This is a genomic window from Rothia endophytica, from assembly GCF_928381505.1.
GTDB classification, from domain to species: domain Bacteria; phylum Actinomycetota; class Actinomycetes; order Actinomycetales; family Micrococcaceae; genus Rothia; species Rothia endophytica_A.
Genome location: NZ_CAKMSJ010000004.1, coordinates 75,124 through 92,052 on the forward strand (window position 1 = coordinate 75,124; position 16,929 = coordinate 92,052).

Below are 16,929 nucleotides of genomic sequence, written 5' to 3' on the forward strand. Positions count from 1 at the left end.
GTTCCTCTTTCTGACAGGCGGCTTACTTGCCGCTGCGTGCGCGCTCAGTGAGTTCACGCATGGTTTGTGACTGATACTTGGAAACTTCTACGGCATTCTCGTTCTCTGCAAATACGGAGGATGCCATCACGGTATTGGGGTCGTCCAGGAAGCCGATTTCGGCTAGCCCGTTGAAGAACTCATCCCAGTTGACATCACCGTCACCAATCTTGAGGTGCTGGTGCACGCGAACGGGGTTGCCGGGAGGGTTGGTGATGTAGCGAAGCCCGTGGGAAGCGTGGTGGTTCATGGTGTCAGAGACATGGACGATGCGGATGCGGTCGCCTGCTTCTCGCATGATCTCCAGGGGCTCTTCCTGCATATGGAAGGTGTGGGAGGCTACGTAGACCATACCCAGGTTCTTAGAGTTAACGCCGCGGATAACGCGCCAGGCTTCAAGACCATTCTCTACAAAGTCATCGGGGTGCGGGTCAATTGCAACGTGCAGACCTTCACGCTCAATAATGGGCAGGAGCTCTTCCATAGTGCGGTAGAAGGCGCGCTCTGATTCTTCTGCAAGTTCTGGGCGGCCCGAGAACTCGGTGCCGATCTGCTGAACACCCAGGTCTACTGCAATCTGCAGAACTCGCTTACCGTAGCGAACCGCTGCTTCGCGGGCGTCGGGGTCAGGGGAGGACCACCGTAGGACGGGAAGGAGGGAAGCGATTTCTACTTCAGCATCTTTTGCTGCCCGGGCAAGTTTCTGAACAAGATCATCATCTGCCTTTGGGTGGTTGTAGAAGGGGATGAAGTCCTTGTGAGGGGTCATCTGTAGGTAGTCGAAGCCCATATCTTTAGCGATCTTGGGGAACTCCAGCAGTGAGTGGCTGTGGTGGAAGGGGGTAGGGTCCAGTGCAATTTTCAATGAGACTCCTTGTGTCTTCAATGACAGTTAGTGGAGGGTAGGTCTCGGTATAACCTGCGTAACATCTGTGTCACAACACACTATACTTATGTCCTAACATATTGACAATACTACTAGCGTGGGTTGTCAAATTATTTTTACAGTGGCCTGCCAGCTTTTAGTTGAAGGGCGCAGATCTTTAGTTTTGTGGGTTGGGGTAAGCCGAAAATGCCTCTTTACGCAGGGCATGCAAAAGCGCCTGCGATAGTCATCGCAGGCGCCTCTGGTAGGGGTGCCTTTCAGGCAACCGTTTCCCTCTAGTTTAGATGAATCTCTGCCCCGTTCTTATCTGCAGACTCTGCAATCGCCGCAATGACCTGCAGGGTGTGAAGGCCGTCGGCAAAGGTGGCGCAGGGCTCCAGGTGCCCGGTGATGCCGGCAACCTGTTCAAGGAAGGCACGAGCCTGGAAGGCAAAGTTCTGGCTGTAGTTATAACCCACGCCGGGGGCGTCCATTGCCAGCGAGCTGGCGTAGTTAGGGGTGTGGTTATTGATGACTACGGTGCGAGGGCCAGCTGTATCAGCAGGTGTCGCAGCATCATTGTATATGTACTCTGCCGGGCGCAGTACGTCCCAAGCAGCTTGCGCTTGCGGGCCGTAAACGTGGTAGGTCTGCCCATTGGGATTACCGTAGGCAACCCGGGAAATGGTGTAGGTGCCCACTGCCCCGTTTTCAAAGATGCAAGTGAAGGTTGCGGTGTCTTCGTTGCCTACTTCTTCAGTTTCCTCTGACAGTTCCACCTTCCCGTGGCCCACAACAGCACCGGCGGGCAGGTGGCGGGTGGTGATGGTGTTGGAGAGGTAGGCGCCGCGTACCGAGACCACTTTGCCATTGAGCTGTTCTCCGGTGTCAATGGTGTGGGAACCCAGATCGCCCAGGGCGCCGGAGCCTGGGCCGCCGCGGTAGCGCCAGGTCATGGGAGCCTCCGCATCTGAACCATAGTCACACAGGTAGTTAGAAATGAAACCTGCTACCGGGCCAAAATCCCCATTATCAATCTTTGCCTTGATGGCATTGAGCGCTGGGGTGCGGCGTACGGTGTAGCCAACGGCGGTAATCAGCTGTTCACCGTATTGCTTTTCAAGTTCAACCATTGCCTCTGCATCCTCGATGGTGCCGGCTAGGGGCTTTTCGCAGAGAACATGCTTACCTGCTTCCAGTAGGCCCTTAGCAATGGGGAGGTGGAGGGCATTACCGACCACGATGGATACGGCGTCGATATCTGGGTCATTAGCAACTTCGGTCCAGTCTGCGTAGACCTTTTCGTAGCCGTAACGAGCGGCAACTTCTTGTGCAAGTGGAAGGTTTGGGTCGGCGATTGCGGCGAGGCGTACCTTGGGTAGGTCGGAGTTGTGGATTGCGCTTGCCATGCGGTAGCCAAAGGCGTGACCCTGACCTGCCATTCCGGCGCCGATAACTGCTACTGAGATTTCCTTGGGTGACACGGGAACTCCTGGTGATTTTGCCCGCTAGGTATGCGGGGGAGTTGGATGCCCCATTGGGGCAATTTGTAAGAACAAACCCATCTTTGCATATTTGAACCGGTTCAAAAAGTGATAATGCAGAAAAAAATCTAAAAAAGATAGTGGAGGTCACATTTTTGTGGAGGTGATTAGGTGCCAGCTCCCAGTGTGGAAGTGCGTGCCATGAGTCGGGGTGCTACCTCGAGGAGCTCTACCCGAGTAGCTCCCTGGGCGATGCCTTCCATAGCAGCAAATGCCGCGAGTTCCCCGATTTTTGCCTTATCTGGGTCTACTGACGTGAGTGAAATTCGCGGAATCCCAGCCAGCTGAATGTTGTCAAAACCTGCTACTGCCAGATCCTCGGGAACTTTTACGCCAGCTTCTTCGGCTGCCCGGATGAGTCCCAGTGCTGAAAGGTCATTAACCGCAATGACGGCAGTGGGGCGGGGCTCTACCTCCAGGAGGGCCTTCCCTGCCTGGTAGCCACCTGCTTCGGTATAGTCCCCAGTGAGGACGGTGGGCTTCAAGCCGCGCGTTGCCAGCAGGTTCTCGTAGGCCTCCTGCCGTTCCTTTGTGACCGCACCGGAACTGCCCGCTGCAAAAGCGATGGATTGGTGGCCGAGGTCGGTGAGGTGGTCAATCAGGAGTTCCATGCCCGCCATGTCGTCGGCTCGTACGCAGGTATGGTGGGAGCTTGCGGCGGCTGCTGCGCTCGCGTAGATAATGGGGATCCCTGCGGGTAACTCTTTTTCCTGATTGGCTGTGCCCACCACTATCAGAGCTTTGGGGCGTAGGCTCTGGAGCATATGGAGCACTTGGGGGTCTAGGGTGCCGTAGGGGCGCCCCGGCTGGTCGCTGGATTCCTCACTGCCGCTCATCATCAGCCCAAACTCACCGTGTTGCGCCAGGGTTCGGCGCACAGCATTAGCAATCTCAATGAAGATAGGGTTATGTAAGTCGAGCACTAGAATCCCTACAAAGGGTGAGCTTTGGGACGTTAGTGTTTGTGCCACAAAACTGGGGGAGTAGTTCAGTTTGTCAGCCGCCGTACGGATACGCTTGAGGCGCTCATCGCTGACCTTGCTGGGGTCTTTAAAGGCAAGAGAAACCAAGGACTTTGATACACCGGCTTCTGTGGCGACGTTCATGATGGTGGCACGTTTTGGGGGAGTGGGCATGGGTATATTTTCGCACAGGTCCTGTTTGGGTCAGTGTTTCTACCTTAATGTTTGGAACGCTCCAAAATATTGGTGGGGTGGGGTATAGTTCTGGGGAAAGACACCTTCTTTCTGTAGACCTGCGTACTGTCTGTGTCGTTTTTATCAGTACCTCTACAGGAGACCACTATGGAACAGAAGACTATTGGCGTAGGCCTTATCAGCGTTGGGTGGATGGGTAAGGTGCACACCCGTGCCTATACTTCCCTACCTATCGTTTACCCAGAACTTGGCATAAAGCCCCGGCTGGTTATTGCCGCAGATACCGCCCCCGACCGCGCAGACTACGCGCGCGATGTCCTAGGTTTTGAATCGTCCACTATGGATTACCAGGAAGTGCTAGCGCACCCCGATGTGGATGTAGTTTCTATCTGTGCGCCCAACTTTTTGCACGCAGAGATGGGTAGGGCAGCCGCTGCCGCCGGTAAAGCCTTCTGGATTGAGAAGCCAGTGGGCCGCTCTGCTGACGAGACCTTGAGTGTGGTAGAAGCCGCTGACGCAGCGGGCGTGGAAACCGCGGTGGGCTTTAACTACCGTAATACCCCTGCCATCGAATATGCCCGACAGCTGGTTGCCGACGGGTCGCTGGGTCGTATTACCAATGTACGTGGTGCTTTCTTTGCTGACTACTCATCAGAACCTAAGGGTGCGCTCTCCTGGAGATTTATCAGAGAACTCGCTGGAACGGGGGTTCTTGGGGACCTTATGGGGCACCTGGCAGATCTTGCCCACTATATTGTTGGGCCCATCTCAGAGGTGAGTGCGTTGACCTCCATGGTCTACACCGAGCGCCCTAAATTGCCGGTAGGGCAGGGTACCCATTTTGCCGTTATTGAAAACGGGGAGATGGCACCGGTTGAAAATGAGGACTACGCGGCTCTTCTGGTGCGTTTTGGGCAGGACGCCGCTGGAGCTGGTGCAGTGGGAACCCTTGAGGCTTCCCGCGTGGCGGTTGGCCCCCGCGCCCAGTACTCCATCGAAATCTATGGCACTGAGGGCTCGGTGCGCTGGGACTTCGAGCGCATGAATGAGCTTGAGGTAGCGCTGGGCCGTACCGGCCCCACAGTGGGCTATACCAGGGTGATGGCGGGTGCCGATTTTGGTGATTTTGCTAAGTTCCAGCCGGGTGCGGGAACTTCCATGGGCTATGACGACCTGAAGGTCATTGAGGCGAAGAAATTCCTGATTGCCTACACCGGAGGGGAGAGCCTGAATGCCGATGTCCATGATGCACTGCTAGCTAACCGCGTGGTGCAGGCGGCTGAGGATTCCTCAAACAGCGGACGCTGGGAAACTGTGCAACCGGTGGAGGGCACTACCTCGGCGCGACAAGCCGTCTAACTTAATTGAGGGGATCCTAGCGCACTAGTAGCCAGAGTGCACCGAGCACGGTAATCCAGATGACCAGACGTTCAAAGAGCGTCTGGTCAATCCTTGAAATCAACCAGCGTCCCAGTAGGCCCCCGGCAAGGACGGCGGGTAAAAGCCAGATATCCAGAGTAAGGGTCTGGGTATTCACCAATCCCATACCCACTAAGAAGGGCAACTTGACCGCGTTCATCACCGCGAAGAACCAGGCAGCAGTGCCCAGAAATGCTGCCGCCTCAAAGCGGGCAGCAAGAAAATACATGCTCATCACCGGCCCACCCGAATTGGCAACCATGGTGGAGAAGCCGCCCAGGGAGCCGTAGAGCCAGCGGGCTCCTGACCTGTTCTGAGGGGTGGGTGCGCCGTCTTTACTTCTAGCCTGTGTAGCCCGATGCCGCTGCCAGAGGGTCAGGGTCATAAGGCTCAGCAACAGTCCGCCGATAGCGCGCTGAACCCAGGCATCATTTGCTATCAGTAAGAAACCGGCGCCGGCTAGTAGACCTAGAAGGACGGCGGGAACCAGTCTTGCCAGGGTGGGTAGATGGGCATGGCGCCGGTAGGCAAGGAGTGCCATAATATCCCCAGCCATCAGGAGTAAAAGCAAGGCGCCGGTTGACTCTCTTGCTGGGATGAGAGCCGCAAAAATGGCTACAGAAACCATATTCACCCCGGGCAGGGCGGTCTTAGAAACGCCTACCAGAAGGGCAGCAACTGCCAGTAGCATCCAGGCGGTTAAGCTCAGTTCGTAGGTCATGGGAACCTCACTGAGCTCAGCACCCACAGTCTTGCAGGGTGGGAGCTGAACCAGGTAGGCATTCTATCTAGGCAGTGAAGGGTAAGCGTGGGTCAATGTCCTGGCCTTCCCAGGTGGAACGCACCCAACCGTGGTGGGGGTCATCAGAAATGAGCCAGTCTCGCACACGCCCGGGGCCAGCCATGACGTTGAGGTAGTAAAGGTCGTAGCCGGGTGCCGCCATAGCGGGGCCGTGCCAGCCATAGGGAACCAGTACGACGTCACCGGTGCGCACCTCTTCATTGACGTCAATGGGGCGCTCATCAGAGGCATAGACTCGCTGATAGCCAATGGCATCTTTGGCTTCTTCTGGCGCGCCGGGGGTCTTACGGGTCTCAAAGTAGTAAATCTCTTCAAGGGCGGTTTCGCCCTCTTTTTCTTCATCATGCTTGTGTGGCGGGTAGGAAGACCAGTTACCTGCTGGGGTGATGACTTCGCAGACGATGAAGCGGTCAGCTTCTAGGGTGGCGGGGGTGCCAAAGTTGTGAACTTGGCGGGAGCAGTTGCCCGCACCGCGCAGTTCAAGAGGGATTTCTGCGCGGGTCAGATGACGTACCGGGTAATCTGCCTTCGCAGGCGCGGTCGCTATTGCTACCCGCACCCCTGCGGCACCCTCCAGAGTGACGGCGCGGTTAATGCCGGTGTAGAGCACATCGGCAGGGCCGTGAAAGACCGATTCGCGCCCGGCAAGCTTGTAGGTCTCACCGTTTACAGTAGCGGTAATGTCACCTGTCAGTGGCACAATAATGCGCTCTTCACTGGCGGCTTCGAGGGTGATCTTCTGGTCGTCGAAGGTTGCGGTTTTGATGCCGGTATGAGCCCAACCTGCTACCGTAATGCTTGAATCGTGGGTGCCCAGCGATAGGTCCCAGGGGCCTTCTGCTGCGCTACCTGCGGGGTAAAACCACTCTGACATATTTTCTCCTTTGAATAGCTGTGTCTGCTGCGGGGTGAGTAGGATGCCGGGGCGTGTACAGGTTGCGCCCTTGGGTTGTGTTTAGTTTGAGAGGGTCATTTCAAAGCTATAAAGATCGGCGCGGTAGACATGCCTACCGGTTTCCACGCGGGTGCCGATGTCATCGATAACGGTGCGTTTCATGGAGACCAAGGGAGCACCCAGCTCAATATCGAGGGTTTCTGCCTGAAAAGTGTCGGCTATTTTTGCACCAACCGTCTGATGCCCCAAGGAGAAGGTGACTCCTAGGGCGCGCAGGATGTCGTAGAGACCCTGCTGGGTGAGATCGTCTGGTTTAATGGTGCCCAGTTTTACAGGAATCCAGTTTTCCATTACGGCCAGTGGCTGGTTGTTTTCGAGACGCAGACGCAAGAGGTGGTAGACCTGCTCGCCGCTAGTAAGTTGCAGTTCCTGGGCTATATCGGTGGGGGAATCGATGATTTCGAAGGTGAGAACCTTAGTGCCGGGGGTGACGCCGCTCTGGGACAGGTCGGTATAGAGCGAAGTCAGGGAGAGGGGGCGGCGGATTTCGTTAGCAACAACCTGGGTGCCCACTCCGCGTTTGCGAACCAGTAGTCCTGCTCTAACCAGCTCGTCCATTGCTTTGCGCACGGTGGGGCGAGAGAGGTGGAGTTGAGCGGCGATCTCTAGCTCGTTGGGGAGCATGGTGCCGGCCGTGAGGGTGCTGGTTGAGATTGCATTCTTGATTTCGCTGACCAACTGGTGGTAGAGCGGTACGGGGGAGGTTCTATCGATGGATAGAGAAGAAAGCGTAAACATCGGAAAACATGTTCTGTGAGCAGGGATAGTTGGAATGTCACTATGTAAGGACAATTTGAGTATATAGGAAAGGCTCGGATGCTGCTGGAGGTAGCACCTATGTTGATAAAAGTGAGACAAGGGTTGAACTTTGTTAGGACAAAGTTTAGTGTTGATTGTGTCAGATTACCCCATAGAAGGAAGTCGCTATGCCCCTCGTCCGCATTGATCTCAATAACACTTACACTCCCGAAAGCGCCCGCAACATTGCCGATGCCATTCATAGTGCAATCGTTGCTGTTTACGCTATCCCACCTCGCGATCGCTTTCAGATTATTAACCGTCATGAGCCCGGAAGCATTATTGCAGAGGATGCAGGGCTCGGCTTTGAACGCAGTGACGGGGTAGTGATGATTCAGATCTTTACTCAGGAAGGCCACACCCCGGAGGTTAAACAGGAACTGTACGCTCGAATTGCCAGTGAACTTGCCGAGGTGGGGGTAGCGGGTGAGGATATCTTTATTGGCTATGTTGAGAACACCTTTAATGACTGGAGCTTCGGCTTTGGCAAGGCCCAGTATGCGATGGGGGAGCTGGCGGTACCAAAAGCCTAATGGCGTATCACCAGATAGGCCTCCTGCCGGTAGTCTTGGAGCATGCCTACATTTGATCGCGGTATCGCCCCGCTTGCTCATGCCCTTGCCACTGACTTTGAGTTCGCTTTTGAGTATGACGCCCCGGAATCGATAGCTGGGGTGATGGTTGAGACCGCTGAGCTTGATAAGACCTATGTTGAGCTGACCGGCAGAATCTTCACCATTATTATGAACATCGCCCATATTGGTGATGAGCGCGCCTATAGTTTCACCCTCTATGAGTCTGAGGATGACCCGCAGGCCACCGAGGAAGACGTCGCAGAGGAGACTGTGGTGCTGCAAGAAGCGGGCATTGCTACCTTAGAAGAGTTGGAGCAACGGGTGCGGGACGTGCTGACCGACTCCGCTAACTACCTCACCGAGAATGAAACGTACGACATCGCTGAGGTGGTGCGCGTGGTCGATGAAACCTACAGTCCCGAACAGCAGGCGCAGATGATCGTGCAGGCACATGAGCGGTCCGAGGTATCGCCAGAGCAGGACGCCCGGGGTAGCTCCTTCTTTAAGTAAGCAGGGTCGGCTCAGCCTAGGGGCTGAGGGCGGGGAGAGCGTGAGTCATCCCTAGGTATGATTTCTGGGAATCTAGCGGTGAGAAGCTGAAATAGCGGGGAGAGGCTCCTTATACTGGGGCATAAGACAGGGCTACTAGCCTCTCTCACCTCCCAATCATCGAAAGCGACCCCGATGCAGAACGACCCCAGCCTCGAACCAGCCGCTCCGGCACACCAGCCCCCGGCGTCCCGGCGCTCCCGACCCGTGCGCCGTAAGAAGATGTCTACCCTCACCAAGACCTTGATTTGGGTGGGCTCTGGCCTGCTGGCACTCCTGCTCATCGGCGCTCTTCTGATGTCATTACTCAGCGGTAAAGATGAAAATGCATCAGAAGTCCCTGCCACCGACTACCTGCTTTTGAGCAACTCAGATGTAAGCAACCGTGTGAGGGTTGAGGGGCATGTCAGCCCCGGCACCGTAGAATCGGTCACCACGCACCTTACCTCCCCCATCAGTTCTGTCACCGTTGAACCCGGTGATCGCGTGGAACTGGGGCAGGCCGTAGCAACCATTGACGCCTCAGCCCTGCAGGGTGAGCTGGATAGCCAGCGCACTGCCCTGGACGGTCAGTTCACTGCTGCTCAGAGCACCCTTACTGCAGCGCAGCGCGCCTACGATAACTACAGCGCCGGCATCAATAACGGCACTAACCCTGAGGTTCTCGCGGCTCAGGGAGCCCAGCGAACTGCTAATGAGCAGCTCACCGCTGCTAATGGCGACCTTGCAGCTAAGCGCGAGGCGCTCGCCGCATCGGGCAATGATCCTGCTCTGGCAGCTGAGGTTCGTGCAGCAGAGAGCGCCCAGCGCATCGCAGCAGGAGCTAAGGCTGACGCTGATACCGGTGTCACCACTGCGCGCAGTGCAGCTGACACTCAGCTCGCCACTTTGGCCACCGAGCTTGAAACCGCTCGCAGCGCCCTGACTACTGCGCAGACCACTCGCGACCAGTCCCTCGAGAAGCTGCAGGGCGATATCAACTCAGCAACCATTACCTCACCCATCAACGGTGTGGTGATGAACGTGGCTAAGCCCGGCGCTCCTGCAACCGGCCCGGTCGTCACTATCGGTGATGACTCCAAGCTCACCATCACCACCAAGGTGCGTGAAGCAGATATCGCTTCCATCAAGGAAGGCAACAAGGTCACCTTTACCTCCGGCAGCACCCGCTCCAAGGAATACACCGGCACCGTTACCTCGGTGGCCTCCATCGCTGACTCCGTGCAGCAGTCCAACTCAGAAGCAGCGGGCGCCCCCGCAGGTGGCTCAGCAGGTTCAAGTGACCCCACCTTCACCGTTGAAATCGAAGTAACCGGTGATCGCGAAGGTCTGCAGCTGGGCTCCAGCGTCAAAGCACAGATCATCACCGCTGAAGAAGCCTCCACCCTCTCCCTCCCCCTGGACGCTGTCTACACCAATGACGCCGGCGCCAAAGCAGTGGTCGTGGCAGTACCCACCGACTCCGGCACCTACACCCTCGAGGAGCGCTCCATTGAAACCGGCCTAGCCAACGACGTTGATATCGCCGTGACCGGCGGTGACGTTGCTGAGGGCGACATGGTGCTCACCCCCGGTGAGAAGTACAGCTCCCAGCTAGGCCAGAACGTCACCCTCGGCTCGGGAAGGAGCTGGTAGCCCGTGACCGGCTACGAATACAACCCGCCAGGGCAGCCTGGTGCCTGGCAACCTATAGAGCCGGGAACTGACCCTACCCTGGTTCTGCCTGGGGCGCCTTCGGAGAGGCTGCTAGACATGCAGGGCATTGTCAAAAGCTTCAATGTGGGCACCGAAAGCCAAATTACTATCCTGCCCGGCGTGAACTTTCACGTGAACCGTGGTGAGTTTGTCTCAGTAGTGGGCGCTTCAGGGTCTGGTAAATCCACGCTCATGAACATCATTGGTCTGCTGGATCGTGCCAACCAGGGTAACTACACCTTTGACGGCGAAGACATCATGCAGCTCGACGATGACGATCTTGCCTTCTACCGCAGCCAAAACATCGGCTTCATCTTTCAGAGCTTCAACCTCATCGGCAGAATATCCGCCCTTAAAAACGTAGAGATGCCCATGATGTACGCCGGCATCAACGTCAAAGAACGCCGCGAACGTGCTGAGCACCTGCTAGAGCAGATGGGCATGGCTGACCGAATGATGCACAATCCCGTTCAGCTCTCGGGTGGACAGAAGCAGCGCGTGGCTATCGCCCGCGCGCTCGCCAACGACCCGCCGCTTTTGCTAGCCGATGAACCGACCGGTGCGCTGGACAGCCAGACCGGGCGCATGGTCATGGACCTCTTCCACCAGCTCAACGGCGAGCAGAACAAGACCATTGTCTTCATCACCCACAACTCCGAGCTAGCCGCCGAAACCACCCGCGTGGTGACCATGGTAGACGGCAGAATCGTGAGCGGTGAGGACGCCGCCACCCCCTACCTGGGGGCACCTGCCGCAGGGCCTGTGGCGACCTCGCCCACCAGCGTCCTTGCGCCCCCTGCAGCTACCCCGCAAGGAGGGGGACAGGCATGAACATTCGCGAATCAATCTCGCTAGCCTTCAGTAGCTTACGCACCAACAAGATGCGCTCTTTCCTCACCTTGCTCGGCATCATCGTGGGTATCTCCTCGGTAATTGCCATTCTTACTCTGGGTCATGCGCTCAAGATGCAGACCACCCAGTCCATCGTCAGTTCTGGCGCCAATGACCTCATGGTGCAGGTGACCGAGCGACCCAAGGAGGGAGAAGAGGACACATCAACCAGTAATGATCCCTATGCCGCCATGTACGGTGGGGGTGGAGCTGCCCCTGATGAAGCCTCAAAACTTGATGTCGATGATATTCAGCGCATCAAGGACGCTATGGGGGATAAAATCTCCGGTGTGCCGGTGGGTAGTGCCTACGGTGGTATGGGCGTGACCCTCTATAACGGGGAACGGAGCCAGTCAGCGAGTGTTTCCCCGGTGAACTTGGACTTCTTAGAGCTTGAGAAAGTCAATATCACCTACGGTCGCACCATGACCCAGACCGATATTGATCACCGCCGCCCGGTGATCTTGATTTCCGAATCCCAGATGTTCTCCCTCTTCGATAGCCCAGAGGACGCTATCGGTGGGGAGGTCGAGCTGGATGCTCAGGGTTCTAGCTCCAGCGCCGTGGTAGTGGGTGTCTTTGCCCCCAACACCTCTGGCGGTCTCTTACTCTCGTCCACCGACGATATTACCTACACGCCCTACACTAATAGCGGTGCGCTGGGTTATAAGGAGGAATCGTGGGCTAGCCTCACGGTGCGTCCGGCTGAAGGTCAGGACCTCGTGCAGGTTAAGTCCCAGCTGCAGGCTGTGCTGACGGGTATGTACCGATCCAATGAAAACTTCCATGCAGAAATCCAGGACTTCCAGGCATCCACGGACGCTTTTAACCAGGTTCTGGACGGTATCAGCGCGGCCATTTCGGCTATCGCTGGTATTTCCTTGCTGGTGGGTGGCATTGGCGTCATGAACATCATGCTGGTGACCGTCACCGAACGTACTCGTGAGATCGGTATACGCAAGGCGCTAGGCGCCACCCGCGGCGCCATTCGTTTGCAGTTCGTGGTTGAAGCGATGATTGTCTGCCTAGTTGGCGGTGTGATCGGTGTGCTTTTGGGCGGCGCCCTGGGCATGTTCGGCTCCACCTTCATCAGCGAAATGACCTTCCCCCCGGTCAGTGTAGTCTTGCTGGCGCTAGGTTTCTCGCTGGGTATCGGGCTCTTCTTTGGCTACTACCCCGCTAATAAGGCGGCAAAGTTGGACCCCATCGACGCTCTGCGTTACGAATAATCACTAAAACACTCGCACCCATAAAACACCCCGTCTGTCAGCTGTTTGAGCTGGATATCAGACGGGGTGTTTTGTTCTCCTAGAATTCAGGGAAGGCGCTGGGGCAAGTGACATGCGCATTCACCTTCCCCACTTAGCTCCTAGCGCAGAGTCTGCCCAATCTTCAGATGAATCAGGCTGGGGCCTTTGGTGGCAAGGGCGCGTGTGACGGTATCCGCCAGGGTGTCCATGGTGGCGCTAAAACCGGTGGCACCGAAGCCCTCTGCCAGCTTTACCCAGTCTGGTTGCACTAGGTTGACAGCGACGTCTGCGATGCCGCGGTCGCGTTCGTTCTGGCGGATCTCTCCGTAACCACCGTTATCCACGCAGATAATGGGTAGGCCAAGTTTCTGTTCCACCGCCGTCATGATTTCTTGCACCGCAAACATCAGTGCGCCATCGCCCAGTAAGCAGACCACCGGACGTTCGGGCGCGGCAACCTTGGCGCCGACCGCAGCGGGCAGACCATAACCCAGAGTGGCGTAGGTTGCCATGTAGAGCAGGGAGTTGGGTTTGGGTGCCCGGTAGAAGGTGGTCGTGCCCATGTAGGTGACTTGGGATGAGTCACCGGCAATGATGGTGTCCTCAGGCAGAACTTCCATGATCAACTCGTTGAGCTGCGCGAGTTCGGGGGCGATTGCGCGTCCTTCATTGTCGAGGGCATCAAAGACTTCTTGCAAGTCGCGGTGCGGGCGGGAATCCTGGGTGACCCCCTGCGCCGCTAGCGCCTTGAGCAGTTGGGGTACCACAGCTTTTGAGTTACCCGGTAGCTCAATATCAGGGGTGATGTTGGTGAGCATCTGGGCCCGTTCAATATCAACACGGATGACCGGTCCGGCAGGGTGAATATCCCCCTCCCAGAGCTCAGCTTCACCGATTTTTGAACCGATAATCAGCATGGCATCTGCCTGCTGGCAGAAGGTATGGGCGGCGGTCAGGCGCAGGTCTGCGCCCAGGGATAGGCGGTGCTTCTCAGGAATGGCGCCCTTGCCGTTGACCGAGGTCAGCACCGGAGCTTCAAGGGTCTCAGCTAGAAGTAGCAGGTCATTGGCCGCCGCGATGGAGCCACCGCCGGCGATAATGACCGGGTTTTTAGATGCTGCCAGTATGCGGGCGGCTTCTTCAACGTCCTCGGCTGGTGCTGGCTGAGGCTTGCCCAGGGGGCGGGCGGCGAGCAGCGCCTCATCCACCTCAATTTCTGCTTCTAGGACGTTGAGGGGCACCTCGATGTGGATGGGGCGGGGGCGCGAGTGTGCGAAGGCTCGGAAGGCGTTGTGAATGATATCCACTGCCTCTTCAGCTGAGTTCACGCGGCGGGAGAACTCAACAATGGAGTTGACTGCGCCGGTGGGGTTTTTGGTCTCGTGCAGAGCGCCGATATCGCGGAACTCGTGCCCGACTGGGCGGCCGGGGGACAGGATAATCATGGGGCGGGATTCGGCGTAGGCGGTGGCTGCCCCCGAGAGGGAGTTGAGTAGGCCAGGGCCTGAAGTGGTGATGACGACGCCGGGTAGTCCGCGGGTCTGCGACCAACCGTCTGCGCCGTAGGAGGCGCCCTGTTCATGCCGGGTTGTGACTGGCTTGATGCCCAGCTCCTCTAGATGGCGGTAGAACTCAAGGTTGTGGGTGCCGGGAATGCCAAAGACTGTGTCGATGCCGTAATTACGCAGGGTTGCCAGAATCGCGTAACCGGCGTTGCGGCGAGGCTCGGTGGTGCCTGCGCGCTGGGGAGAGTGTGCCAAGAGGGTGCCTTTCATCAGCAGTTGTCCGCTTTAGCATACGTGCTGGGCGCATAAATATTGCATATTTCCACCCCTGAAATGTTATGCAGACCACAGTATGTTTATGGGTTGCTTATGAGCGGGAGCTTGGGGGCGCAGCTACGGAGCTACGTTCGATCAGAGGCATGGGTATGAGGACCTCGTTGCCACTGGCTTCAACCCCATCAATAAGCTGCACCGGGTCTTCCTGTAGGAGTATCTGGGTAGCAGCCTGCCCCATTTCTGCATAGGGTAGCCGTAGCGTTGTCAGTCCGGGGTGTATGTAGCTGGCGAGTTCTTCATCGTCAAAAGATATAACTGAGACATCGCTGGGTACAGCAAGCCCCTGTTCATGCAGGGCGCGGTAGATTCCAAAAGCTACGCGATCATTAGCGGCGATGAAGGCGGTAATGCCTGAGGTGCGAGCCAAAATGGCTTTGGCGCCCTCGTAGCCAGTTTCACTTTCCCAAAGAATACCCTCGTACTCATCAGCAAAAGTAAGCCCCGCCGCTGCCATTGCCTGGTCAACTCCAGCTATACGGCGCGGGATGTTCATGGTGCCTGGGTTTGCGGTGGGGTCTTCGGGACGGCCGATGAAAGCAATTTCTCTGTGCCCGTATTTCACCAGATAGTTCACGGCTGCCTGGCCGGCTGCAACTTCATTGGGAAGGATTGATGCAATGCCTGTGGCGCGGCCATTTACTACGACGGCTGGTTGGTTGGTGGGGATATCAACCTTCTCTAGGTCACGAGCTCTCATGAGACCCAGAATGTAGCCGTCTACCTGGCGGCTTTTCATAGAATCTAGGGCTTTTGCCCAACGGGACGGTTGGTGTTCGGTTTCAGCCATAAGAACCATCTGAGCGTGACGTTCAGCGACCTCAAGAATTCCGTGAGTCATGGCAGAGGCGAAGCGGGTGGTGAGTACCTCATCTGAGATGAAAGCTAGCGTATTGGTTTTTCCGGTGCGAAGTGTTTGTGCTGCCTGGTTTGGAGAGTATCCCAGTTCTTGAGCCGCCTTTTTGACACGTTCTACAGTTTCGGGCGAGATGCGGGCTTCTTTGCTGTTGAGGACGAGAGAAACCGTTGCTTTGGATGCGCCGGAGCGCTCCGCTACGTCGGCGAGAGTAATTCGTCGTGCCATATCTGCCTTCGTTGGGGTTTAAGTTCATTCTCTATCAGTTTAAAGAAATTTAGAGATGAATGCTGGTAAATCGTTTTAGCAGTGTGTTAGTGTAATCGTGATAAATCGTTTTAGCACCTTGGCTCCTTCGGTCAGCAGCTTCAACCGCACAGATAGGTCACTCTATGCAAGCGCTAAAAAACCCCTCATATCTCCAAAGCTCCGCTACCTTCCTCCTCTTCTTCGCGTCCTGGGGCATTTGGTGGTCTTTCTTCCAGATTTGGCTCACCAACGAAGAACAGGGGCTGGGTTTCTCTGGTACCCAAGTGGGAACCCTCTACTCCATCAACTCTATCGGCACCCTGGTCGTCATGCTCTTCTATGGCACAACTCAGGACCGTCTTGGTCTCAAGAAGAATTTGGCTGTCCTTGCCAGCGTCATTATGGCACTGACCGGCCCCTTTATGATTTGGGTTTACCAGCCCCTTCTCGAAAGCAACTTCTTGCTTGGCGCGGTGCTGGGTTCCGTGGTTCTCTCTTTTGGCTTTCTTGCAGCTGCTGGTCTGCTCGAAGCAATCAGTGAACGTTACAGCCGCGTCTATAACTTTGAATATGGACAGGCGCGTATGTGGGGCTCTATTGGCTACGCCCTAGTAGCATTAGCTGCTGGCTTCCTCTTCACCATCAATCCCCACATTAACTTCTGGCTAGGTTCCTTTTTTGGCCTCCTCTGCTTGCTGATTCAGGTTTTCTGGAAAAATGAACCCGTCCCCGCCAATACCATTGCCGTCAACGTCGCTGATGCAACCCCAGGTATCCGCGAGATGGTTGGTCTTCTCAAGCTGAAGTCCCTCTGGGCCGTCATCGGATTCGTCTTCCTCTCCTGGACCTTCTACACCGTCTTTGATCAACAGATGTTCCCCGAGTTCTACACCAACCTTTTCGAAACCCAGGAACAGGGCCAGCGTATATATGGCGTGCTCAACTCCGTACAGGTCTTTGTTGAAGCTCTTATGATGGGAATCGTACCCCTGATTATGCGCCGTTTTGGCGTCAAGACCACTCTCATGATGGGTATTGGCGTCATGCTCGTACGTATCTTGGGTTGTGCCCTCTTCACTGACCCCGTAGTCATCTCCTTCGTCAAGATGCTGCACGCTCCGGAAGTGGCCCTTTGCATCCTGCCGGTCTTCCGCTACTTCACCCTCCATTTCAATCCCGCACTCTCTGCAACCCTTTACATGGTTGGTTTCCAGATCGCATCGCAGATCGGTAACGTCATTCTCTCCCCGGTTCTCGGTAGTGTGCGTGATTCTCTTGGCTACCAGCCCACCTTCTTCATTGTGGCGGGTGTTGTGGCAGTTGCCTTCATCTACGGTCTCTTCATCCTCAAGAACGATGACGAACAGGTAGATGGTGACCCCTTTGTTCGCCAGCCTAAGCGCGCCCGCGTAGCTGCCTAATACGTACTCCCTGCTCAGCACAGACC

At 56.4% G+C, this 16,929-nt stretch carries 15 protein-coding genes; 7 read left to right on the forward strand and 8 right to left on the reverse strand.

Annotated features, from left to right (window positions below):
- Positions 1-22 precede the first annotated feature (22 nt).
- The 3 genes from L6990_RS06020 to L6990_RS06030 all read right to left on the reverse strand — a co-directional run bounded on the left by L6990_RS06020 (position 23) and on the right by L6990_RS06030 (position 3,584).
- On the reverse strand, positions 23-904 hold the full coding sequence (locus L6990_RS06020; protein ID WP_237203177.1) for a sugar phosphate isomerase/epimerase family protein: 882 nt from the start codon (positions 902-904) through the stop codon (positions 23-25).
- Between the two features lie 296 nt (positions 905-1,200).
- The gene (locus L6990_RS06025) at positions 1,201-2,388 is read right to left on the reverse strand and encodes a Gfo/Idh/MocA family protein (protein ID WP_237203178.1); all 1,188 of its coding nucleotides are present in this window, start codon (positions 2,386-2,388) and stop codon (positions 1,201-1,203) included.
- Between the two features lie 167 nt (positions 2,389-2,555).
- Positions 2,556-3,584 (reverse strand): LacI family DNA-binding transcriptional regulator, encoded by a 1,029-nt coding sequence (locus L6990_RS06030; protein ID WP_237203179.1) that lies wholly within the window; start codon positions 3,582-3,584, stop codon positions 2,556-2,558.
- A gap of 168 nt (positions 3,585-3,752) precedes the next feature.
- Between L6990_RS06030 and L6990_RS06035 the strand changes: the two genes are divergently transcribed.
- Positions 3,753-4,964 carry a Gfo/Idh/MocA family protein gene (locus L6990_RS06035; protein WP_237203180.1) on the forward strand — a complete coding sequence of 404 codons (1,212 nt, stop codon included), beginning with the start codon at positions 3,753-3,755 and terminating at the stop codon, positions 4,962-4,964.
- A gap of 16 nt (positions 4,965-4,980) precedes the next feature.
- Here L6990_RS06035 and L6990_RS06040 read toward each other — a convergent pair whose 3' ends face one another.
- The 3 genes from L6990_RS06040 to L6990_RS06050 form a co-directional block, all read right to left on the reverse strand.
- Positions 4,981-5,745, reverse strand: a complete 765-nt coding sequence (locus L6990_RS06040; protein WP_237203181.1) for a sulfite exporter TauE/SafE family protein — start codon at positions 5,743-5,745, stop codon at positions 4,981-4,983.
- A 67-nt stretch (positions 5,746-5,812) separates the two neighbouring features.
- Entirely contained in the window at positions 5,813-6,700 is an 888-nt protein-coding gene (iolB, locus tag L6990_RS06045; protein WP_237203182.1) for a 5-deoxy-glucuronate isomerase, read from the reverse strand.
- Positions 6,701-6,781: 81 nt separating this feature from the next.
- Positions 6,782-7,519 (reverse strand): GntR family transcriptional regulator, encoded by a 738-nt coding sequence (locus tag L6990_RS06050; protein ID WP_237203183.1) that lies wholly within the window; start codon positions 7,517-7,519, stop codon positions 6,782-6,784.
- 188 nt (positions 7,520-7,707) lie between these two features.
- On the opposite strand from L6990_RS06050, the gene L6990_RS06055 reads away from it, so the two are divergent.
- From L6990_RS06055 to L6990_RS06075, 5 genes are all read left to right on the forward strand, one after another.
- Positions 7,708-8,112, forward strand: a complete 405-nt coding sequence (locus tag L6990_RS06055; RefSeq protein ID WP_237203184.1) for a tautomerase family protein — start codon at positions 7,708-7,710, stop codon at positions 8,110-8,112.
- Positions 8,113-8,154: 42 nt separating this feature from the next.
- Positions 8,155-8,664, forward strand: a complete 510-nt coding sequence (locus tag L6990_RS06060; RefSeq protein WP_237203185.1) for a hypothetical protein — start codon at positions 8,155-8,157, stop codon at positions 8,662-8,664.
- A 174-nt stretch (positions 8,665-8,838) separates the two neighbouring features.
- Complete coding sequence (locus L6990_RS06065) at positions 8,839-10,338, forward strand: efflux RND transporter periplasmic adaptor subunit (protein WP_237203186.1); 1,500 nt, start codon at positions 8,839-8,841, stop codon at positions 10,336-10,338.
- Between the two features lie 3 nt (positions 10,339-10,341).
- On the forward strand, positions 10,342-11,229 hold the full coding sequence (locus L6990_RS06070; RefSeq protein WP_237203187.1) for an ABC transporter ATP-binding protein: 888 nt from the start codon (positions 10,342-10,344) through the stop codon (positions 11,227-11,229).
- Positions 11,226-12,518, forward strand: coding sequence for an ABC transporter permease (locus L6990_RS06075; RefSeq protein ID WP_237203188.1), 1,293 nt, complete (start codon positions 11,226-11,228; stop codon positions 12,516-12,518). The genes L6990_RS06070 and L6990_RS06075 overlap by 4 nt, the downstream gene beginning before the upstream one ends.
- A 140-nt stretch (positions 12,519-12,658) precedes the next feature.
- On the opposite strand, the gene L6990_RS06080 is transcribed toward L6990_RS06075, so the two are convergent.
- Together L6990_RS06080 and L6990_RS06085 are read right to left on the reverse strand one after the other, a co-directional pair.
- On the reverse strand, positions 12,659-14,299 hold the full coding sequence (locus L6990_RS06080) for a thiamine pyrophosphate-binding protein (RefSeq protein ID WP_237203189.1): 1,641 nt from the start codon (positions 14,297-14,299) through the stop codon (positions 12,659-12,661).
- A 112-nt stretch (positions 14,300-14,411) separates the two neighbouring features.
- Entirely contained in the window at positions 14,412-15,461 is a 1,050-nt protein-coding gene (locus tag L6990_RS06085) for a LacI family DNA-binding transcriptional regulator (RefSeq protein ID WP_237203190.1), read from the reverse strand.
- A 164-nt stretch (positions 15,462-15,625) separates the two neighbouring features.
- Between L6990_RS06085 and L6990_RS06090 the strand changes: the two genes are divergently transcribed.
- On the forward strand, positions 15,626-16,903 hold the full coding sequence (locus tag L6990_RS06090) for an MFS transporter (RefSeq protein WP_237203191.1): 1,278 nt from the start codon (positions 15,626-15,628) through the stop codon (positions 16,901-16,903).
- Positions 16,904-16,929: the final 26 nt, after the last annotated feature.

What these genes read in the sequence shown, in the direction of transcription:
- L6990_RS06040 (WP_237203181.1), bottom strand. Translation starts at nt 5,745, where the DNA reads ATGACCTACGAACTGAGCTTAACCGCCTGGATGCTACTGGCAGTTGCT.
- L6990_RS06030 (WP_237203179.1), bottom strand. Translation starts at nt 3,584, where the DNA reads ATGCCCACTCCCCCAAAACGTGCCACCATCATGAACGTCGCCACAGAA.
- L6990_RS06090 (WP_237203191.1), top strand. Translation starts at nt 15,626, where the DNA reads ATGCAAGCGCTAAAAAACCCCTCATATCTCCAAAGCTCCGCTACCTTC.
- iolB (WP_237203182.1), bottom strand. Translation starts at nt 6,700, where the DNA reads ATGTCAGAGTGGTTTTACCCCGCAGGTAGCGCAGCAGAAGGCCCCTGG.
- L6990_RS06035 (WP_237203180.1), top strand. Translation starts at nt 3,753, where the DNA reads ATGGAACAGAAGACTATTGGCGTAGGCCTTATCAGCGTTGGGTGGATG.
- L6990_RS06055 (WP_237203184.1), top strand. Translation starts at nt 7,708, where the DNA reads ATGCCCCTCGTCCGCATTGATCTCAATAACACTTACACTCCCGAAAGC.
- L6990_RS06065 (WP_237203186.1), top strand. Translation starts at nt 8,839, where the DNA reads ATGCAGAACGACCCCAGCCTCGAACCAGCCGCTCCGGCACACCAGCCC.
- L6990_RS06085 (WP_237203190.1), bottom strand. Translation starts at nt 15,461, where the DNA reads ATGGCACGACGAATTACTCTCGCCGACGTAGCGGAGCGCTCCGGCGCA.
- L6990_RS06075 (WP_237203188.1), top strand. Translation starts at nt 11,226, where the DNA reads ATGAACATTCGCGAATCAATCTCGCTAGCCTTCAGTAGCTTACGCACC.
- L6990_RS06060 (WP_237203185.1), top strand. Translation starts at nt 8,155, where the DNA reads ATGCCTACATTTGATCGCGGTATCGCCCCGCTTGCTCATGCCCTTGCC.
- L6990_RS06050 (WP_237203183.1), bottom strand. Translation starts at nt 7,519, where the DNA reads ATGTTTACGCTTTCTTCTCTATCCATCGATAGAACCTCCCCCGTACCG.